The sequence below is a fragment of the Roseibium sp. RKSG952 genome, from assembly GCF_009711355.1.
Map to the genome: position 1 here is coordinate 210702 of NZ_SMMF01000963.1, position 20015 is coordinate 230716.

Annotated in this window: 21 protein-coding genes; 9 read left to right on the forward strand and 12 right to left on the reverse strand. The window is 55.6% G+C overall.

The features are described from left to right. Positions 1-7: 7 nt before the first annotated feature. Positions 8-751, reverse strand: a complete 744-nt coding sequence (locus E1297_RS47180) for a DUF3445 domain-containing protein (protein ID WP_155151129.1) — start codon at positions 749-751, stop codon at positions 8-10. Positions 752-874: 123 nt separating this feature from the next. On the opposite strand from E1297_RS47180, the gene dddP reads away from it, so the two are divergent. Further along, complete coding sequence (gene dddP, locus E1297_RS51495) at positions 875-2218, forward strand: dimethylsulfonioproprionate lyase DddP (RefSeq protein ID WP_209016422.1); 1344 nt, start codon at positions 875-877, stop codon at positions 2216-2218. Positions 2219-2702: 484 nt separating this feature from the next. Further along, on the forward strand, positions 2703-3923 hold the full coding sequence (locus E1297_RS47190; RefSeq protein ID WP_155151137.1) for a bifunctional alpha/beta hydrolase/OsmC family protein: 1221 nt from the start codon (positions 2703-2705) through the stop codon (positions 3921-3923). A 39-nt stretch (positions 3924-3962) separates the two neighbouring features. Here the strand turns inward: E1297_RS47190 and E1297_RS50990 are convergent, their stop codons facing one another. The 5 genes from E1297_RS50990 to E1297_RS47215 form a co-directional block, all read right to left on the reverse strand. Further along, positions 3963-4313, reverse strand: a complete 351-nt coding sequence (locus tag E1297_RS50990) for a hypothetical protein (protein ID WP_155151140.1) — start codon at positions 4311-4313, stop codon at positions 3963-3965. Between the two features lie 10 nt (positions 4314-4323). Further along, positions 4324-4863 (reverse strand): hypothetical protein, encoded by a 540-nt coding sequence (locus tag E1297_RS47200; protein WP_209016423.1) that lies wholly within the window; start codon positions 4861-4863, stop codon positions 4324-4326. 159 nt (positions 4864-5022) lie between these two features. Further along, entirely contained in the window at positions 5023-5613 is a 591-nt protein-coding gene (locus E1297_RS47205; protein WP_244328144.1) for a biotin transporter BioY, read from the reverse strand. A 65-nt stretch (positions 5614-5678) separates the two neighbouring features. After that, positions 5679-6107, reverse strand: a complete 429-nt coding sequence (locus E1297_RS47210; RefSeq protein WP_155151142.1) for a DUF6314 family protein — start codon at positions 6105-6107, stop codon at positions 5679-5681. Next, positions 6104-6436, reverse strand: a complete 333-nt coding sequence (locus E1297_RS47215; RefSeq protein WP_155151145.1) for a hypothetical protein — start codon at positions 6434-6436, stop codon at positions 6104-6106. Before E1297_RS47215 ends, E1297_RS47210 begins: the two co-directional genes overlap by 4 nt. A gap of 89 nt (positions 6437-6525) precedes the next feature. Between E1297_RS47215 and purB the strand changes: the two genes are divergently transcribed. The 4 genes from purB to E1297_RS47235 all read left to right on the forward strand — a co-directional run bounded on the left by purB (position 6526) and on the right by E1297_RS47235 (position 10967). Beyond that, positions 6526-7830: an adenylosuccinate lyase gene (purB, locus tag E1297_RS47220; protein ID WP_155151147.1), complete on the forward strand. Its 1305-nt coding sequence runs from the start codon at positions 6526-6528 to the stop codon at positions 7828-7830. 381 nt (positions 7831-8211) lie between these two features. Then, on the forward strand, positions 8212-8754 hold the full coding sequence (locus E1297_RS47225; RefSeq protein WP_155151150.1) for a tetratricopeptide repeat protein: 543 nt from the start codon (positions 8212-8214) through the stop codon (positions 8752-8754). 68 nt (positions 8755-8822) lie between these two features. Beyond that, positions 8823-9926: a flagellar motor switch protein FliG gene (locus E1297_RS47230; protein ID WP_155151155.1), complete on the forward strand. Its 1104-nt coding sequence runs from the start codon at positions 8823-8825 to the stop codon at positions 9924-9926. Between the two features lie 117 nt (positions 9927-10043). Further along, the gene (locus tag E1297_RS47235) at positions 10044-10967 is read left to right on the forward strand and encodes a lysophospholipid acyltransferase family protein (RefSeq protein WP_155151158.1); all 924 of its coding nucleotides are present in this window, start codon (positions 10044-10046) and stop codon (positions 10965-10967) included. Here E1297_RS47235 and E1297_RS47240 read toward each other — a convergent pair whose 3' ends face one another. Continuing rightward, entirely contained in the window at positions 10968-11669 is a 702-nt protein-coding gene (locus E1297_RS47240; protein WP_155151160.1) for a thioredoxin family protein, read from the reverse strand. Between the two features lie 226 nt (positions 11670-11895). Here E1297_RS47240 and acnA point away from each other — a divergent pair, with 226 nt between their 5' ends. From acnA to E1297_RS47255, 3 genes are all read left to right on the forward strand, one after another. After that, positions 11896-14586: an aconitate hydratase AcnA gene (gene acnA / locus E1297_RS47245; protein WP_155151162.1), complete on the forward strand. Its 2691-nt coding sequence runs from the start codon at positions 11896-11898 to the stop codon at positions 14584-14586. A 137-nt stretch (positions 14587-14723) separates the two neighbouring features. Then, positions 14724-15425 carry an SDR family NAD(P)-dependent oxidoreductase gene (locus E1297_RS47250; RefSeq protein WP_155151165.1) on the forward strand — a complete coding sequence of 234 codons (702 nt, stop codon included), beginning with the start codon at positions 14724-14726 and terminating at the stop codon, positions 15423-15425. A gap of 115 nt (positions 15426-15540) precedes the next feature. Beyond that, positions 15541-17043 (forward strand): BCCT family transporter, encoded by a 1503-nt coding sequence (locus E1297_RS47255; RefSeq protein WP_155151170.1) that lies wholly within the window; start codon positions 15541-15543, stop codon positions 17041-17043. Between the two features lie 72 nt (positions 17044-17115). On the opposite strand, the gene E1297_RS47260 is transcribed toward E1297_RS47255, so the two are convergent. From E1297_RS47260 to ccmA, 5 genes are all read right to left on the reverse strand, one after another. After that, on the reverse strand, positions 17116-17661 hold the full coding sequence (locus E1297_RS47260; protein ID WP_155151174.1) for a DsbE family thiol:disulfide interchange protein: 546 nt from the start codon (positions 17659-17661) through the stop codon (positions 17116-17118). Next, positions 17654-17812, reverse strand: coding sequence for a heme exporter protein CcmD (gene ccmD, locus E1297_RS47265; protein WP_155151176.1), 159 nt, complete (start codon positions 17810-17812; stop codon positions 17654-17656). Before ccmD ends, E1297_RS47260 begins: the two co-directional genes overlap by 8 nt. Further along, positions 17809-18582: a heme ABC transporter permease gene (locus tag E1297_RS47270; protein ID WP_155151179.1), complete on the reverse strand. Its 774-nt coding sequence runs from the start codon at positions 18580-18582 to the stop codon at positions 17809-17811. The genes ccmD and E1297_RS47270 overlap by 4 nt, the downstream gene beginning before the upstream one ends. Before the next feature lie 61 nt (positions 18583-18643). After that, positions 18644-19300: a heme exporter protein CcmB gene (gene ccmB, locus E1297_RS47275; protein ID WP_170331031.1), complete on the reverse strand. Its 657-nt coding sequence runs from the start codon at positions 19298-19300 to the stop codon at positions 18644-18646. Next, a complete protein-coding gene (gene ccmA, locus E1297_RS47280; RefSeq protein ID WP_155151182.1) occupies positions 19297-19911 on the reverse strand; it encodes a heme ABC exporter ATP-binding protein CcmA in 615 nt (204 codons plus the stop codon). The genes ccmB and ccmA overlap by 4 nt, the downstream gene beginning before the upstream one ends. Between the last annotated feature and the right edge of the window lie 104 nt (positions 19912-20015).

Consider the following 20015-nt stretch of genomic DNA (forward strand, 5'->3'; position numbering starts at 1 on the left):
CCCGCTATCAGGCGGGGTTTTCCATTTCGGACATCACATTTTCCGGAAGAACGTAGGTGTGAATCGAGAACACGACCGCACGTGTCTCTGGCAGGCGCAACAAAGTCTGCCGTTCACTTCGCATGTATTGCGCCCTACCCCTGTCGCGTATCTCCCGCGGCTCGTTTGCACTGCGGGGCTGATGCAGTTCTGCATCCTCGTACCACAGAGCATTGAACCGCCAGAGCGGACGACCTGTCTGTATCCCGTCAAAGAGCCGCTGAACACGTCGCGCAACATTGGCATCATAGCTGGCAACAGGAATGTGGATATCGAGAAGCGGTCTCATGAACTTCTCAGACAGTCGCCAGCTTGCCGGAAAGCACAGGATTGCACCGGTCAGCACATGCTCATCTTCCATCTTTTGCAGGATGCAGAAATCCTCCTGCACCAATCTGCAGAGAGTATCGAGAGGTTGCGTTCGATCAATTGCGACCTGGACGCCATCTGGACGTACGACCACATTCGATGCTGCTGGATAAACCAGCGCCAGAACCATATCCAAAAGTTCTTGTGCAGGAGCCATTGCTTGGGGGTCCAGCGCCAGAACTTCGGATCTCCGCTCGCTCAGCAAAGATTCTCTTCGCTGCATCTGCTCGGCGAAGGCTTCATCCTGATGCAACCAGGTCTCCATGCTTGCCGGTTGGATGCCCGGCAATGGACGTTGAATCAGAGGGTTGTATGGAATTTCTTGCTGTAGAATTGCCGTCATGGTCCTGAATTAGCATTCAATCCGTCTCATGTCGGTCAAAAAGCGACGGCCATATCGTCGCAATTCACCGAGACGCGGCGGATTTGTCTCTTCAAGCTTTACCTGCAAGCAGGGAGGCGAGCCGTGAACCACCACTACCGGGATACCCGCAAGATTGATCCGACCCGAGGCGCAACGCTGGGTGATGGAACCCCGAACGAGAACGACCGGATCGAAATCGGCCCAACACAACTGGCATTTGGTGAATGGGCCAACGCTGGGTTGGAGCTTCCAAACCTGGAAAGAATGCGGGAACACCGTTGGAAGCGCTTGACGCAAGCCATCGTAGACCGCGGGTATGGTGGTATGTTGATGTTCGATCCGTTGAACATTCGCTATGCCACCGACAGCACGAACATGCAGCTGTGGAACACGCACAACCCGTTCAGGGCCGTTCTTTTGTGCGCCGATGGCTATATGGTGATTTGGGACTACAAGAACTCACCCTTTCTCTCGACTTTCAATCCGCTGGTACGTGAACAGCGATCCGGCGCCGACTTGTTCTACTTTGATCGCGGCGACAAGGTTGATGTTGCTGCGGACGTGTTTTCCAACGAAGTACGCGTACTGATCGAGGAGCACGGCGGAAACAACAAGCGGCTTGGCGTCGACAAGATCATGCTGCACGGCCTGCGCGCGCTTGAGGCGCAAGGTTTTGAGATCATGGAAGGCGAAGAGCTGACCGAAAAAACCCGTGCGATCAAAGGGCCAGATGAAATCCTTGCCATGCGCTGTGCAAATCATGCCTGCGAAACGGCTGTGGGTGAAATGGAAAAATTTGCCCGGGCAAATGTCGGCGATGGCAAGACTTCCGAAGACGACATCTGGGCCGTTCTGCATGCCGAGAATATCCGGCGTGGTGGCGAATGGATCGAAACCCGTCTGCTGGCTTCGGGTCAGCGCACCAACCCCTGGTTTCAGGAGTGCGGCCCTCGGATCACCCAAAAGAATGAGATCATCGCATTCGATACCGACCTGATTGGATCTTACGGTATCTGTATCGATATCTCACGAACCTGGTGGATTGGGGACGAGAAACCGCGCCCTGACATGATCTATGCCATGCAACATGCCCACGAACACATCATGACCAACATGGAAATGTTGAAGCCTGGCGTGATGATCCCTGAACTGACGGCCATGGCGCACAAGCTGGATGATAAATTCCAAGCTCAGAAATACGGTTGCCTGATGCATGGGGTCGGTCTGTGTGATGAATGGCCGCTGGTGGCCTATCCTGACAAGGCTGTAGAGGGTTCATACGACTATCCGCTCGAGCCCGGAATGGTCTTGTGTGTCGAGGCTTGCGTTGGTGAGGTTGGCGGAGATTTCTCGATCAAGTTGGAGGATCAGGTCCTGATCACCGAAGACGGCTACGAGAACCTGACCACTTACCCATTCGATCCTGCCCTGATGGGGCAGAACTAAAAGCAGTGCTCACTGTGTCCAGTGTGAGCGCTTAACATTACCATGCCAGTCCTCTATCGGGGGCTGGTAACTTGAGTTGGCTGCTCCGAAGGTTGGTGAGTACTGACCAAGCGCAAATCCGATCGCGCCGCTCAAAACAAGAGCAATCAATAAACCCGGTTGTATCGGAAAATCGTGTGCACGGGGATTAGCATGTGCCATCTGTCTCTCCTTGCTCAAGGTGTCGGTACATTCGCAATGTGAGCGCTGAGGGGACTTAATTAAATCGAATATTTGTTTGACTTTACTTCACAGATACTGATGAGCTGCGCACAGCTGCCAATCCGACATCAGATTGCCGGCAGCACCACAACCTCACCCTGCATCGCCTATCAAGTTCTACTTCCGGATACTCACCTTCCCGTGACGCTTCTGACATAAGGGTTGTGACCCTTCCTGGATGTACACACTATTAGGCAAATCCCAACAACTCCGAGGAGCAGCTATGCCAACGGAACGCATTACTTTTGCCGGTCATGACGGCAGTCAGTTGGCCGCGCGCCTGGATTTGCCGGATGGTCCGGTTCTGGCAACGGCGCTATTTGCGCATTGCTTTACCTGTTCCAAAGATATCCCGGCAGCACGGCGTATTTCTGCACGACTGGCTGCGATGGGTATTGCCGTTTTGCGCTTTGATTTCACCGGGCTGGGCCATTCGGGGGGCGAGTTTGCGAATACGACCTTCACTTCAAACGTAGAAGACTTGATCGCAGCATCGCATTATTTGGCCGGGCGCAATATGGCTCCTGCTCTTCTGATTGGCCACTCGTTGGGCGGTGCAGCAGTCCTGCGTGCACGTGCCGGCATTCCGTCCGTCAAGGCGGTCGTCACCTTGGGCGCGCCGGCTGACCCGGGCCATGTCTCTCATCATTTCGAAGCCGCCCTGCCGGAGATCGCAGCAGAAGGCAGCGCCGAAGTCACGCTGGGTGGACGACCATTCCGGATCGGCAAAGCCTTCGTCGATGATATATCGGAGTCTGCGCTGGCTCCTGCAATCGCAGAGCTGAAAGCGGCGTTGCTTATCCTGCATGCACCGCGAGATGAAACCGTAAGCATCGACAACGCCAGCACGATTTTTCTGGCTGCAAAACATCCAAAGAGCTTTGTCACACTCGACGATGCTGATCATCTGATCACACGGGCTGCGGATGCGGATTATGCAGCAGATGTCATTGCGGCATGGGTCTCTCGCTACGTCAATCTCAGGCCACCTGCCCCACCTCCGGGCGCACCCGAAGGGGTGGTGCGCGTAACCGAGGCGGATCCATCCGGGTTCATGCAGGATATTCAGTCCGGACCACGCCATCACGCAGTGGCAGACGAACCCACCTCCTATGGCGGCACGGACCGGGGAATGTCACCCTATGGTTTCGTGTCATCAGGCCTTGGTGCGTGTACGTCAATGACCATCCGTATGTATGCCCGGCGCAAAAAATGGCCCCTCACCGGCGTCAGCGTCGATGTGTGCCATGACAAAGTCCATGCACAGGACGCTGGTCTGGCAAGCGAAGGCAAAGTGGATCAGTTCCGCCGCAAAATCAGGCTGGAAGGACCACTGGATCAGGCGCAACGGGACAAGCTGATGGAAATCGCAGATAAATGCCCGGTCCACCGAACTCTGGAAGGTTCGGCACGCATCACGACCGAACTCCTTCCCTCAACCTGAGTATTCCGCCTCCAATCTGGTCGGAGGCGGCATGTCGCCTCAACGGCGGGGGCCTGGTCTGTGTATGGGTGGCCGCGCTACAGGTGGGCGTGCAACCGGTGGCCGTGGCCGCGCGGGCGGTTTGGCAATGGGCGGCTGAGGCCGCACTGGGGGCTTGCCATCAGGCGGTCTCGGGCGATCGGGATTGATTGGTCGATCCGGCCTGACAGGACGATTGACGTCAACATTTACGTTTACGTCATGATAATAGTCATTCCAGAGCATCGAGTCATAGAACGGATCATAACCATATCCGACGCCAACCGAGACACCGTCACATCCGGAAATCGAAAAACCGGCCGCGCACAGTCCCAATGCCAGCAATGTGCGTTTCATAAGCTTATGTGCCATCTGATCCTCCTCACCGCGCTGAACGAAAAGATCCGAAAATATCGTTCAGATCATTCACATAAGCGGGATCAGCACCGTCGCGCAGGATTGCGACCGCGACTGCGACGCGGTTTCCAGGCAAATCAATGACGGTCGCAGTGAAATTGATACCTCGCCCGTCGCGACGACCAGTTCCCCGGATCACTTGCGCGGGAAGGCCGCCGATAGTTGCTTTGCTACTACCTGATACCTGCGGATCCTTGACCAGAAACTTGTCGATGTCCTGCAGATATCGAATACCCCCCTCGATCGAGCTCACACCGGTTGGCGACACGAACCCAATCCAGACATTATCATCTGTAACCGGGCGCATTCCCATGACACGGGCAACACCACGTGCATCGCCAACGGCAGAGTCTTCGATCTCTCGCGGTCCACCAACGCGAAGCGTCCAAAAATCGGGAACTTCGAATTGAAACAACGCCTTGCCACTATCTGTGTATGTGACGGGCGTGTCCGCCAACGTCGGAGTTGCCAGCCCCATCAAGGCCGCAATGCAAGGGGCAAGCATTGACCTCATATTAATACGCATATCTCAATAACCTGATCAGTTGTCCGCCATCAGACTGCACGTTGTCGACGACATTTGTCCAGTATGACATTGTTCAGAAAACAAAAAACCCGCGCCGAACCAAATCAGCGCGGGTCGGGTTTAGGATACGGTCACCAATCAGGTGCGCGCATCACCGATCAGTTTCCACAAGCTCGGGATCAGCAGAGCGGCCAGACCCAGCTTGATCGCGTCACCCAGCAGGAACGGTGTCAGACCCCATTCCAGGATCGGCTTATCCCAGCCGTAGAGTTGTCCGAGCCACAGCAGACCAGGCACGTAGATAACGACGTTTGCCAGGACCAGCGCCAAAACCATTTTGCCGACCGAGCGATCCCAGCCTCGTGACGCCAGAACGCCCAGCAAGACAGTGGCCAGAAGGTAACCCACCAGATAGCCTCCGGTGCCGCCCATCATGTAGGTCAGGCCGAACTTTTCAGCCGAGGAACCCGCAAAGACGTCAAAGCCCAGCGCACCGATCAAAAGATAACCGAGCATGGTAACAAGACCCAGACGTGCACCAAATGCAGTTCCGATGGTAAGTACGGCAAAAGTACCCATCGTGATCGGGACAGGCCACATCGGCACCTTGATCTTTGCAGCGACCGCCAGTGCGACAATACCCAGAACAACCAGAACGACTTGCTTGATACGCAGCGCGGTTCCTTCGCGCGGGCCGATTGCATCGGCCAATACGTTGGAATTCATCATGTCTTCTCCCACTTCAGACAGAAATTCTGAAATAGGAATGCCTATTTAGAACAGCCACTGCAAGTTTATTTCGCTAGTGCAGCATATTCTGTCTTCATTTCGTAGGATTTTCGGGGGCCGGAAACTGTCCAGCGCGCAGCCCAACGCGGCCACTTCGAAAAGTCATACACAACGTCATAGCTGTCGGGTGGACAATCATGATGGTCTGTCGCTTCAGATTTACCCAATTTCAGACGATGAAAAAACCTGCCGTCTTCGAACCGAACGTCAATCTCATCGCCAGCGTCCTGCCAGAGGTATTTCCGCGTTCCTTTGATCACGGGCTGGCCCGGTATCCGCAGGGTAACGGCTTCTTCGTAGATTAGCCCGGTCTCAGAGGTCGTTAGGTATGCGGCCCCGTCAGCCTGAAACACCTGACCTGCCTTGGCATCGTGAATCACGCGCGTTAACTGCCAGTTACCTGCGAAATCAGTAATCTCGCGCGGTCCCGTCAATTTTCATATGTCCCATCTGTGAGATCACCGCCCTCACCTACAAAGCGGATTGTATCTCCGCTCTGCTGAACCGTGTAACATGCCCAAAGGTCCGAGGGCGGCCAAAGAGAGCAATACTGATCATCGCGCACGGCCCAATGACCTGCGCTTGGCCGGCCCGAGAAGTATTGGGTCAGCATCGTGTCATCGAATGTCTGCCAGGCCCCATTAGTGTAAACCAGCTTTTGCCCCGTCAGTGCGGTCAGTATTTCATCGCCGGTAAGCTGCCGGAACTCATCTGCAGCCAGAAACCCGGGCCAGATCGCTAAAATCAGGGCAAACCGTCTCATATCAGCACTCGCGCCTTGTTCCCTCGCCTACTCAGGTTTAAACCCCGCGGCATCGCCTCCTGCCAAATCACAAAAAGGTGCAGCTGCCAATGATTCCACGTTATTCCCGCCCCGATATGGTTGCCATCTGGTCGCCCGAAACCAAGTTCCGCATCTGGTACGAAATCGAGGCGCACGCATGTGACGCAATGGCAGAACTGGGTGTGATCCCGCGCGAGAATGCCGAGGCCGTCTGGAAAGCCAAGGACGTGGAATTTGACGTTGCTCGCATCGACGAGATCGAAGCGGTCACCAAGCACGACGTAATCGCATTCCTGACCCACCTGGCCGAGCATGTTGGCAGCGACGAGGCCCGTTTCGTGCATCAGGGTATGACATCTTCGGACGTGCTGGACACCTGCCTCAACGTCCAACTGACCCGCGCCGCTGATCTGCTGATCGCCGATCTCGAAGGTCTTCTGGCCGCTCTGAAGCGCCGCGCGATCGAGCACAAAGATACCGTCCGCATCGGTCGAAGCCACGGTATCCACGCCGAGCCCACCACCATGGGCCTGACCTTCGCGCGTTTCTACGCCGAAATGGACCGCAACCTGTCGCGCATGCGCGATGCCCGTGCCGAAATCGCAACCGGAGCGATCAGCGGTGCGGTCGGCACCTTCGCCAATATCGACCCGCGTGTCGAAGAACATGTCTGCGACCAGCTGGGCTTGGTCCCCGAACCGATCAGCACGCAGGTCATCCCGCGCGACCGTCACGCTGCATTCTTTGCCACGCTAGGCGTCATCGCCAGCAGCATAGAAAACATTGCCATCGAAATCCGCCACATGCAGCGGACTGAGGTGCTGGAGGGGGCGGAGTTCTTCTCGATGGGCCAAAAGGGCTCGTCGGCCATGCCGCATAAGAAAAACCCGGTCCTGACCGAGAACCTGACCGGCCTGGCTCGCATGGTGCGCGCTGCCGTGATCCCCGCGATGGAAAACGTGGCGCTCTGGCATGAGCGCGATATCTCGCATTCCTCGGTCGAACGGATGATCGGACCCGATGCCACGATCACGCTGGACTTTGCGCTCGCCCGTCTGACTGGGGTGATCGACAAGATGCTGATCTTCCCCGAGAACATGATCGAGAACATGAACAAGTTCCCCGGCCTGGTGATGAGCCAGCGGGTGCTGCTGGCCCTGACACAGGCTGGTGTCAGCCGCGAAGACGCCTATGCCATGGTTCAGCGAAACGCGTTGAAGGTTTGGGAACACCGCACCGATTTCAAAGAGGAACTGCTGGCTGACCCAGATGTCACCGCTGCTCTGAGTCCTGAAGAAATCGAAGAAAAATTCGACCTCGGGTATCACACCAAACACGTCGACACGATCTTCGCCCGCGTTTTCGGCGAGTAATCACGAAATCTATTTCGTCAGACGAGGGCCCGAAGCGCATAATGCGGTTCGGGCCCTCTTCTTTTGCCAGACAAGACAAAATCGGCTATCCTGATCCTGCATTTTCCAGATCGGGAGAACCGCAATGATCCGAACCCTTCTGTGCTCAATAGCGCTTGTCTGTGTTTCCTCGGCAGCCATGGCATGCAACGCGCATTCCAAGCAAACTCAATCCTGTGCGCCGGGCACATATTGGGATAGCGAGAGCCAAAGCTGCGCGAAATCCGTCAACAGCTGAGATTTTTCTTTCCTACTTGTGAATAAAAGCGAAGCATCAATTGTTAGCTTTTTTACAGATCACACTATGCTTGTTGAGAGCAGCCTTTAGAACGGAGTAGGAATATGCGCCTTGTTTTAGCTTCAGCTATTGCGTTTCAAGCTTTTGCCTTTGCGCCAGCAGTTAACGCTGCGGGCGGAGATAGCAGCCCGCCAAAGCCCACCAGTACGACCAAGAAATGCCTGTTTGGTCGCGTCTATGACGAGGCAGCGGGGCGTTGCGTCAAGCCGAACAAAACCAATTTCACCGACGACCAGCTTTATGATGCGGTTCGCGAATTGGCTTATGATGGCCAATACGAACATGCTCAGGATGTTCTGCGTGTCATGAGCGATCAGAACGATGATCGCGTTCTAACCTATTGGGGTTTCACATACCGCAAAATGGGAGAGCTCGAGCTGGCGAACGTTTTCTATGAGAAAGCAATCGACACGAACCCGGACAACATTCTGGCCCGCAGCTATATGGGTCAGGGATTTGTTGCCGAAGGCAAAACTGATCTTGCGATCCAGCAGTGGCGCGAAATCAAAGCGCGTGGTGGCGAAGGCACATGGGCCGAGGCATCATTGCGCGAAGCGATCCGGACAGGGCTGACATACAGCTACTGAGCTTCAGGGTTTCTTTACCCGACTCTCCGTAATCTGCCTGTGGAACAAATTATTGGCACCACAGGCAGATGCAGGACACTACCGCACTAATACAAATGGCTCCGGGCGCTTCTGCACCAGTTGCAGACAGCGAGGAAACCCAGACGAGGCTGATCCCGCGCGCGCTGAACGGCCGGGAAAAGGCAGCTGTCGTTGTTCGGCTTTTGCTGAACGAAGGGGCCGATCTCGCGCTGGAAGAACTCCCAGATGATTTGCAAGAAAGGCTGACCCATCAATTGGGACGCATGGGACTGGTTGATCGTGTGACGTTGGCTGCTGTTGCCGGGGAATTCGCAGATGCGCTGGAAAGCGTCGGGCTGGCCTTCCCGCATGGCTTGGCTGGAGCATTGGATGCCGTCAACGGTAAGATCGCACCCGCTACGGCGGCCCGCCTTCGTAAGGTTGCAGGCGTCCGGCAAATTGGCGATCCGTGGCAGCGCCTGCGCGAAGTGCCGCCAGAAGACCTTGCCGGAATTGCTCAGGCAGAAAGCACCGAGGTCGCTGCCGTGATGTTGTCTAAACTGGACACCCCGAAGGCTGCGCAACTACTTGGTCAATTGCCCGGTCCTGTGGCGCGCAGGATCACCTATGCCGTTTCCAAGACAGCCAATGTAACTCCCGAAGCCGTGGAGCGGATTGGCTGGTCGCTGGCTGCCCAATTGGATCAACGCCCCACCCCCGCATTTCAGGACGGACCGGACGAACGTGTGGGGGCGATTCTGAACCAATCCGCCGCCGCTACGCGCGACGGCTTGCTTACAGCGCTGGACGAAGAGGATGAGGATTTCGCCAATGCCGTGCGGCAATCGATCTTTACCTTTGCGCATATTGCCAACCGGATCATGCCGCGAGACGTCCCCGTGGTTCTGCGAGGGATCGAGCAGCCGGTTCTGGTAACTGCTCTTGCGGGGGCCAGCGACGAGGATGAAAATGCCTCGGTCGATTTTCTGCTCTCTAACATGTCGACCCGAATGGCCGACAACCTTCGTGAGGTAATTACTGAGCGTGGGAAGGTCAAACAAACCGAAGCTGAAGAGGCGATGGCAAACATCGTCGGTGTGATCCGCGCGCTAACGGATGAGGGTGCGATAACTCTGATTGAAAGTGAAGACGAAACAGAGGACGGGAACTGAACCGCAGCTTGGCAAGCATAGCGTGTTCATTGTGTTCTGGAATTGCGAATACTTGTTAACGGCGGATCGGGGCTGTATGTCTGGCCGCCTAGAACGAAATTCTTGCGAGTCCCCTGAATGCCTGTCGAAAAGTCGGAACTAAGCCGATTTGAGCTTGGACAATACTATGTGACAAACCTGTGCCTTAAGGGGATCATCGGTGCCATGAGGCTGCTGCCCTATGAACGTCGCATATCGGCGATGGGCGCAACCATGCGCACTTTGGCACCAGTGGTTGGGTTTCGCACGCGTGTTCGACGCAATCTCAAACTGACTTGCCCGGATTTACCCGAGGACGAGGTTAAACGTATTTGCAGAGCAGTTCCTGACAATGCTGGTCGGGCCATCATGGAACACTTCTCACCCGAAGGTTTCACGGATCGCCAGAAAAACGCAAAAATCTCAGGCCCAGGGATCGAAGCCTTTGACGCCGCAGTCGTCGACGGGCGTCCGGTCATGATGATCACGGCACATTTCGGTCACTACCTTGCTGCCCGTATCGCGCTGCAAGCACGAAGCCAGAAGCCGATTGGCTGTCTGTATCGCCGCATGGCAAACCCCTATTTCAACGACATGTACGTGGATGCATTCCACAAAACCGGAAAGCCCATGTTCGAACAAGGCCGCCGGGGCATGGTCGAAATGGTTCGCACGCTCAAAAGCGGTGGCATCATTGCAATCGTTTCGGATCTGCACGCACAAGGCGGCGAAGAGCTCACGTTCTTTGGCAAACCGGCTGTGACTTCGGTGCTGAACGCTGAACTTGCCATGAAATACAAGGCGGTTCTGATCCCTTGTTATGCCGTGCGCCAGCCCAACGGTATCGATTTTGAGATCGTGCTGCATGATCCAGTGCCGCACACGGATCCCAAAACAATGACCCAGTTTACCAATGACGATCTAGAGACCATGGTGCGTCAGCATATGGGTCAGTGGTTTTGGATCCATCGCCGCTGGAAAGCGTGGAATGGCTTGGGCGTTCAGCCCGAAGATATGCCCTGATTACTTGGCCCTCGTGGCCGCTACGATTGGTCCATGCCCTGCCCGCTGTACCAGAACAACGGCGGGTAGATCCGATGACAGGGTTGCCGAAAACTGCTGTGGCGCTACACCATCCCATTGCCCTGCCGTAAGCCAGGTCTCGACCACATTCGCATAATCAAGCTCATGCCCGGCCAACTCTCCGCGCCGGATCGAGGCGTGACGCAACGGGGAGTACTGCACCACCCTGATCTCATAGGTCTCCCCCGCAGGCAGTTCGACAGGCGTTACTTCCACGGTCACGTCATTGCCCGAGCGTACGGCTTTAACTGATGCTTCTGGTGCTGCCTTCAGATGTGCATTGATTATTCGATCCAGCTCACGCGATTTGGCCCCGACCACATCATGCTGACCATTAATCACCATTTGTGGCGTATAGATCATCGTCCGCCCGCCTTCGCGCGCATAGGCACGCTGCCGCAATGTATGGGCCGGGTCGGCATATTCGTCTTTCCAGCCAATGTAGTCCCAGTAGTCCACATGCAAGGCCAGACCGATAACATCATCTCGCTTGGCCAGATCATGCATGATCTTGTCTGCCGGTGGACAAGATGAACACCCCTGTGACGTGAACAACTCGACCACGACCGGATCGCTTTCAGCAGCTACAGAAGCTGCAAAGAATATGGAAACAAGAGCTGTCGCGGCGGCGGATCTGAACATTTTATCGTCTCGGTACGTTTGGCTGCCTAACCGGTTTAAACGGTTAACACATCAACCTCCAATCAAGGTTTCTTGAAACGTTTTACATCAAAGTTCCGCCAAAATGTGTACAATAGTATACAAAAATGACGCATCTTGTTCGTAAGGCCTTGAACCGTGGCCAAACGTGATACAGATAGCCCTCAGCGAATCCCAAAATCTAAGTCATTTGAGAGGGAGGCCACAGATGCCCATCAAAGTTGGACAGGATACCGCCAAGACACGTCGCAGCCTGAGCGTGAACGGCAAGTCCATTTCCTATTATTCGATTCCCGCCGCTCAAGAAGCCGGTCTGGGCGATTTTTCAAAACTCCCTGCCGCATTGAAAGTTGTGCTGGAAAACATGTTGCGGTTCGAGGACGACGGTTTCTCTGTATCGGTTGATGATATCAAGGCCTTCGGTGAATGGGGTGCCAATGGTGGCAAGAACCCTCGCGAGATCGCATACCGCCCTGCCCGTGTGCTGATGCAGGACTTCACCGGTGTTCCTGCCGTGGTTGACCTCGCTGCGATGCGTGACGGGATTAAGGCGCTAGGTGGCGACGCACAAAAGATTAACCCGCTGAATCCGGTCGATCTGGTCATCGACCACTCGGTTATGATCGACGAATTCGGCAACCCGCGCGCCTTCCAGATGAATGTGGATCGCGAATATGAGCGGAACATGGAGCGGTACCAGTTCCTGAAATGGGGCCAAAACGCGTTCAATAACTTCCGTGTTGTTCCCCCCGGTACAGGCATCTGCCACCAGGTAAACCTTGAGTATCTGGCACAAACCGTCTGGACCGACACTGATCAGAGCGGCGAAGAAGTTGCTTACCCTGACACGCTGGTTGGAACCGACAGCCACACCACCATGGTCAACGGCATGGCTGTTCTGGGCTGGGGTGTCGGCGGGATCGAAGCCGAAGCCGCAATGCTGGGCCAGCCGATTTCGATGCTGATCCCCGAAGTTGTGGGCTTTGAACTGACCGGTGCAATGGTCGAAGGCACCACTGGCACCGATCTGGTGCTGAAAGTAGTCGAGATGCTGCGTGAAAAGGGCGTGGTAGGCAAATTCGTCGAATTCTATGGCGAAGGTCTGGATCGACTGCCGCTGGCAGACCGTGCAACCATCGCAAACATGGCGCCGGAATACGGTGCGACCTGTGGCTTCTTCCCCATCGATGGTGAAACACTGCGCTACATGCGCAACACGGGCCGCGATGAAGACCGTATTGCACTGGTTGAAGCTTACGCCAAAGAGAACGGTTTCTGGCGTGATGAGAGCTACGCTCCGATCTACACCGACACACTGTCACTGGACATGGGTACCATCGTTCCCGCGATCTCGGGACCGAAACGCCCACAGGACTATGTCGCGCTGACCGACGCAAAAGATGCTTTCCACAAAGAAATGGAAGAAACCTTCAAGCGTCCCATGGGCAAAGAAGTCGCGGTTAAGGGCGAAGACTACACAATGGAATCGGGCAAGGTGGTCATCGCCTCGATCACATCCTGTACCAACACTTCGAACCCCTATGTCATGATCGGTGCCGGTCTGGTTGCGCGTAAGGCCGCCGCGTTGGGCCTGAACCGCAAACCTTGGGTCAAAACCTCTCTGGCGCCGGGATCGCAGGTGGTTTCTGCCTATCTCGAGGCCGCTGGGCTTCAGGATGATCTGGACAAGATCGGTTTCAACCTTGTCGGTTATGGCTGCACGACCTGTATCGGAAACTCCGGCCCCATTCAGGCCGAACTGTCTGATGCGATTGCCGAGGGTGATCTGGTCGCTACCTCCGTTCTGTCGGGCAACCGTAACTTCGAAGGTCGTATTTCACCTGACGTTCGCGCCAACTATCTCGCTTCGCCGCCACTGGTTGTGGTATATGCGCTGGCCGGTACGCTGGATATCGATCTGACCTCAGAACCGATTGGCACTGACAAAGACGGCAATGACGTCTACATGAAGGACATCTGGCCGGATCAGAAAGAGATCGCTGATCTGGTTCAGCAGACCGTCACGCGTGAAGCGTTCCAGTCGAAATATGCTGACGTGTTCAAAGGTGATGAAAAGTGGCGCGAAGTCGAAGTCCCGCAGCAGGAAACTTACGACTGGCCCCCAACATCGACCTATATTCAAAATCCGCCCTATTTCCAGGGTATGGGGCCTGAGCCGGGCACGATTTCAAACATCGACAACGCCAAGGTTCTGCTGATCCTGGGTGATATGGTCACAACCGACCACATCTCACCAGCCGGTTCTTTTGCGTCCACCAGCCCGGCCGGAAAATACCTGCTGGATCGCCAGGTTCAGCCGCGCGAGTTCAACTCCTACGGTTCTCGTCGTGGTAACCATGAGGTCATGATGCGCGGCACCTTCGCGAACATCCGCATCAAGAACGAGATGCTGGATGGTGTAGAAGGCGGTTACACCAAGGGCCCGGATGGTGAGCAGATTTCGGTCTTTGATGCCTCAATGGCGCATCAGGAAAACGGTACCCCGCTGGTCGTCTTTGGCGGCGAACAGTACGGTGCAGGTTCCTCACGCGACTGGGCAGCCAAGGGTACAGCTCTGCTTGGCGTCAAAGCTGTGATCGCTGAAAGCTTTGAGCGTATTCACCGCTCGAACCTGGTTGGCATGGGCGTCATCCCGTTCGAATTCACTGGCGGCGACACTCGGAAAACGCTTGGCCTAACAGGCAATGAGACGGTTTCGATCCACGGCCTGGATACGGTTGAACCCCTGCAGGAAGTGCCCTGCACAATCGTTTATGGTGACGGATCCGAAAAGACCATCACGCTCAAGTGCCGTATCGATACAGCACCCGAGATCGAGTACATCGAGAACGGTGGTGTTCTGCAATATGTGCTGCGTAATCTCGCCAAGGCCGACTAAAAACAAGCCTGAAGACCGACGTAAAGAGCGCCTTTTAAGGCGCTCTTTTCATTTGAATTAACTGCACCAACCACATCAATCTATTCGGATGTTGTCTTCGGGCACATTTCCGGATTTGGTGGCGGCAGGAGGATCGCATGGAAAAAGTAGCATTGGTTACCGGCGGTGCCCGGGGCATTGGCCGCGCAATTGTCGAAGACCTGGGCACGGATCACTCAGTCGCCTTTACCTGGCTTACATCCAAGCCCGCCGCAGCACTGTGCGCCGACACCAACCTCGCGATTCAATCTGACCTGAGAGAGCCCGATCAGGCATCTGAGGTCATCCGGCAGGTCATTGAGCACTATGGTCGGTTAGACGTAATCGTAAACAACGCCGGTCTTGTCAGAAGCACGCCCAAAGATCAGTTTCAGCACGAAGATCACCGTGCAATTATTGATCTCAACCTGCTTGCACCCGCCGCATTGCTTTCTGCTGCCTTGCCCCATTTGAAACCGGGTGCAGCGATCGTGAACATATCATCGATGAACGCTACACTGCCCCCTCGGGATGCGGCGACCTATGGCGCAAGCAAAGCGGCCCTTAACCTCTGGACCCGTGCCATGGCCAAAGAACTGGGGCCAGAGGGCATCCGTGTAAACGCAGTGGCCCCGGGCGCGATCAACATCCCCGAAGCGCCGCGTTCAGATGAACTGACTGCGATTTTTGTGAAAGACACCGCATTGGGGCGCGCAGGAACACCAGAAGATATCGCCAAAGCTGTTCGCTTTCTTGCGTCGGACAACGCGTCCTTCGTCACCGGTGAGGTACTGCCTGTAACCGGCGGATACCGGCTTTAGCGGCGACCGGCTACTGCCGAAACGCCAGAAAGCAGCGGTTGCTGAAGCTAAGTTGTGGCAACGACCCCAAAAACATTGCAATCTTTCTATACCTCACAGATGGACAGGTTCGAGGATGGCTAAACCGAATGCGTTGCTGATTTGCTCTCTCTGCGTGATTGCTGTGGTGGGGATATGGGGCGTCATCGATATCGACGGTTTGGTCGGTTGGGCAAGCGGCTTGGTTCAACAGACCTTTCACAGCCGGGGCTGGTTTGTAATGCTTGCCGCCTCAGGTATGCTCATCGGCTGTCTGTTTCTGGCATTCTCATCCTACGGAAACATCAAGTTGGGGCGGGATGATGAGGAACCTGAATTCTCGACTGCTTCTTGGGTCGCGATGCTCTTTTCGGCGGGTATGGGGGTCGGGTTACTGTTTTGGGCTGTAGCCGAACCCCTAACGCATTATCGCTTCATATCCGGTATGGCCCCGGACTTCATCGCAGCGCAACAGGCCATGCTGGCTACTAATTTCCATTGGGGCCTGCATGCCTGGGCAATCTACGGCTCAACCGCGCTGACCATTGCGTATTTCAGCTTTCGCAGAGGTACCGGAATGCTGGTCAGTGCCCCTATTCAAAGCCTCTTTCCCGGCGAGAGATGGGCTGTCATCGTCGGTTGGTGGTCGGACTTCATGGCGATCATAGCTATCGCGATTGGGGTTGGCGGTTCTATGGCGATGGGCGTTTTTCAGGTTGCTGATGGCGTCGCGGTCATGATGAACCGCGAGGTAGCGGGAACGCTGCTTATCGGCGCAGTCTTTATCGCTATGGTCGCAGCATACGTTCCCGCGCTGATGATTGACCTAGGCCAGGGGATGTCACGTCTTTCGAATGCCGCCATGCTTATCGCTATTGCGTTGGTCGCCTATACAATCGTCCTCGGGCCTACCGAGTACTTGTTGAATACGGTTGTGCAGGGCTTTGGTGACTATGCAACAAACGTAATATCGCGGGGTTTCCAAACCTATACATTCTTTGGCGACGACGTCGCTAAGTGGTTCAGCGACTGGACCCTCACCTATATGGTCTGGTGGATCGCATGGGGTCCGTTCGTCGGTGTGTTCGTAGCTCGTATTTCAAGAGGGCGCACCATTCGCGAGTTCGTAATCGGCGTACTGTTTGCCCCAACCCTGTTTTCAATACTCTGGTTTGGCGCATTCGGAGGTATCGGATTGTTCGAGGCGTTGAATGGTGCGGGTGAATTGCTGAACATGACTCAAACGAACGTTGAACGCGTTACTTTTGGGCTGCTCGAACGTTTGCCGTTCCCAGTGCTGACCACTCTTGCAACGGTCCTGGCTGCGTTCTTGTTTATTGTCACAAGTGTCGTCAGCGCAGCATTCGTTTTGGGGACGTTTTCAACAGCAGGTGATGCCAACCCTCCGCCCAAAATACGCCTGATCTGGGGGGCGCTACTTGGATTGCTAAGCGTGGCAATGATCCTTTCTGGATCGGTGGACTCGGTGAAAGTCCTGATTTCGCTGGGTGCCCTGCCCTTTGTGTTCATTTCAGTTCTGTTGATGGTTTGCCTGTTCCGTGGCCTTCGCGAGGAAGGAGATTCCCGTGCTGATCGGTGATTTGACAGACACGTTGATGAATCTGGTCACGTTCGCTTTTATCGGCGCGATGATATGGATCTGGCTACGCCGCTAGTCAGATTCTCCGGCCGCTTTCTCAAGCGCGGGTCGGATCGTGCTTTCAATAACGCGCTGTGTGATCGGCCCTGCAAAGCGCAGGATAATAGTGCCTTCTCCGTCGATCACATAGGTCTCTGGCACGCCGTACACACCCCAATCCAGCCCCATGCGCCCGTTCTCGTCACGTCCGATAGCACGGTACGGATCACCTAATTCGTCCAGAAATGACTCGGCATTTCCGACCTTATCCTTGTAGTTGATGCCGTAGACGGGGATGCCCTCTTGCGACAAAGCCTCAAGGTTCGGATGCTCGGCGCGACATGGGGCGCACCAGGATGCCCAATAGTTGACCAGCTTGACTTCACCATCCCGCAGAGTCGCGTCGTCAAAGAATGGCTTACCCGGGAATTCGGTCATCACCACAGGAGGAGCAGGCTGCCCTTCACGCGCGGATGGCAGTGAATCCGGGTCGTCTCGGAACATCCCGACGCCTGCCAGCAAGGCAAACGCGCCGAAAATCAGGGGTGGAGCTAGCATCAAAGGCGATATCTTAGCCATTCCTGGACATCCTTTGTTCGACCTTCTCCATCTCGGCCCTGACCTTGCGACCGCGAAGGACACTGAAAACCACCAACGCGATCAACAGCAGGATCGATGCCGCGTAGGCAGACAACACGGTGTCGGCGTATTTGCCCAGATCTGGGATCATCCGTTTATCCTTTCACGCGCCAGCAACGCATTGATCCGGCGCGCCCGGATTTCAGTGCCTGTGCGATATAGAACCAGCGCAACAAACAGCAGCACAAACCCCACGATGCAAACCAGTAGAGGATAGAAATAGATATTACTGACTTTTTCTTCTGTATCTGCGCCCGTTACTGCACCCGCCCGCATAACGGATGCCCCCTGATGCAACCCTTGGTTCCAGAAGTTCACGGCATAGCGGCTGAGGACCGCAAACACGGACCCGACCAGACACAGGACCGAGGTCAGATCTGCAGCAGTATCAGGGTCTTCGATCGCTTCCCACAGGGCCACATAGCCCAGGTAGAACAGAAACAGGATCAGGAACGAGGTCAGGCGTGGATCCCATGCCCACCAGGTGCCCCACATGGGTTGCCCCCAGATGGCACCCGTCGCAAGCGCGATCAAGGTCATGACGATGCCGATCGGCGCGGCCGCGCGTGCGGCCAGCGCACTGACGTGATGACGACGTACCAGCCAGACCAATGAGGCCGCCAGCATCATGAGCCAGCAATTGATGGCCATAAGGGCTGCAGGCACGTGTAGATAGATGATCTTGACGGTCGATCCCTGCTTGTAATCGTCTGGGGTGAAAAAGAACCCCCAGATCAACCCGACAAAAAGGCATACAGCCGACGTGATCCAGAAAAACGGCAGGACACGCTCGCTGGTCGCGAGGAACTTTCGCGGGTTGGCGTATTCCCAAAGGGCGTTGGCTTTTGTTGCGATCGACATGTGCCTTATCTAGTCCGAGTCGGAGCGGTTCTCAATTGACATCAATCAATGTTCCCCACTGTCACCTAAGATTGATACGCAGTACGGCAGCGCTGGCAAACGGCAATAGCGCCACGGTGGCTGCGGTGATCCCAGCCAGCATCAGCAGCGGGGTTTGTGTCTCCATACCTATGGCTCCGCGTCGTGCTACTTCTGCCCCAAATATCAGTGTCGGGACATACAAAGGCAGGACCAGCAGCGAGAGCAGTAAACCACCGCGTTTAAGCCCCACGGTCAAAGCCGCACCAAATGTCCCTATAACACTCAGGGCCGGTGTGCCGATCAGCAGCGAGATAACAAGCCAGAGATACCCCGGTACCGGAAGATTCAGCAGCACACCGAGCACAGGTGCTGCCAGTACCAAAGGCAGCCCCGTGGTGATCCAATGTGCCAGCGCTTTGATGGTTACTACGCCCTCCAGCGGCAAGGGTGCCGTTGCCAACAGATCCAAAGATCCGTCCTCCCAATCCAGTGCCAGAAGCCGATCCAGCGACAGCAAGCACGCCAGAAGCGCACCCAGCCACAATACCCCCGGTGCAATGGTAGACAGCAGCGAAGATTGCGGACCAACGGAAAATGGCACCAGGACAGTCACGATAAGGAAAAAGGCCAGACCCAGCCCAAATCCTCCGCCGGCACGGAACGCAAGCTTCAGATCACGCAACAACAAGGCGATCACAGGAAACCTCCGTCGAAGTCAGCAATCGGTTTAGGCTTAGCCTTGTTGGCGCCGACGTCCAAAACTTCTCCCTCCAGACCGAGGTCAATATGGGTGGCGATCAGTGCTGACCCGCCCTGCCCCAGATGTGTGCGAACCGTATCGGCGAACAGGGCCACGGCCTCGCGGTCCAGTGACACGGTCGGCTCATCCAGCATCCAGATCGGTCGCCCGGTGACCAGCATTCTGGCAAGGCCTAGTCGCCGTTTCTGACCGGCGGACAAGTTACCAGCGTGACGGTCGGACAAATCGTTCAGTTTGAAAGCGTCCAGCGCAGGTTGAATATCCTTTGTCCCGAAAACCGACGCCCAGAAATCGAGATTTTCAGTCACTGTCAGCGTTGGTTTCAAACCATCTGAGTGCGACGCATAGGCAATCTGATCTTCGGCACCCTCAATGCGGCCCGATAACGATGGCTGCAAGCCAGCCAAAGTGCGCAACAAAGTGGTTTTTCCGATCCCGTTTGGTCCACGCAGGATCAATGCCCGGCCCGGTTTCAGCACAAAGCTCAACCCTTCGAGCACAGGAATGCCCCCTCGGGCAATCGACAGATCGGTAACGGTCAGTGTCATTGCCTTCGCTTATCTCATTGTCGTGAAGGGCAAAAGGAGGGATTTGCCGCAGGTACTAGCCCGCGCCTTGTCCGAACAATCAGACCGGGATCAAGGCCAGAGCG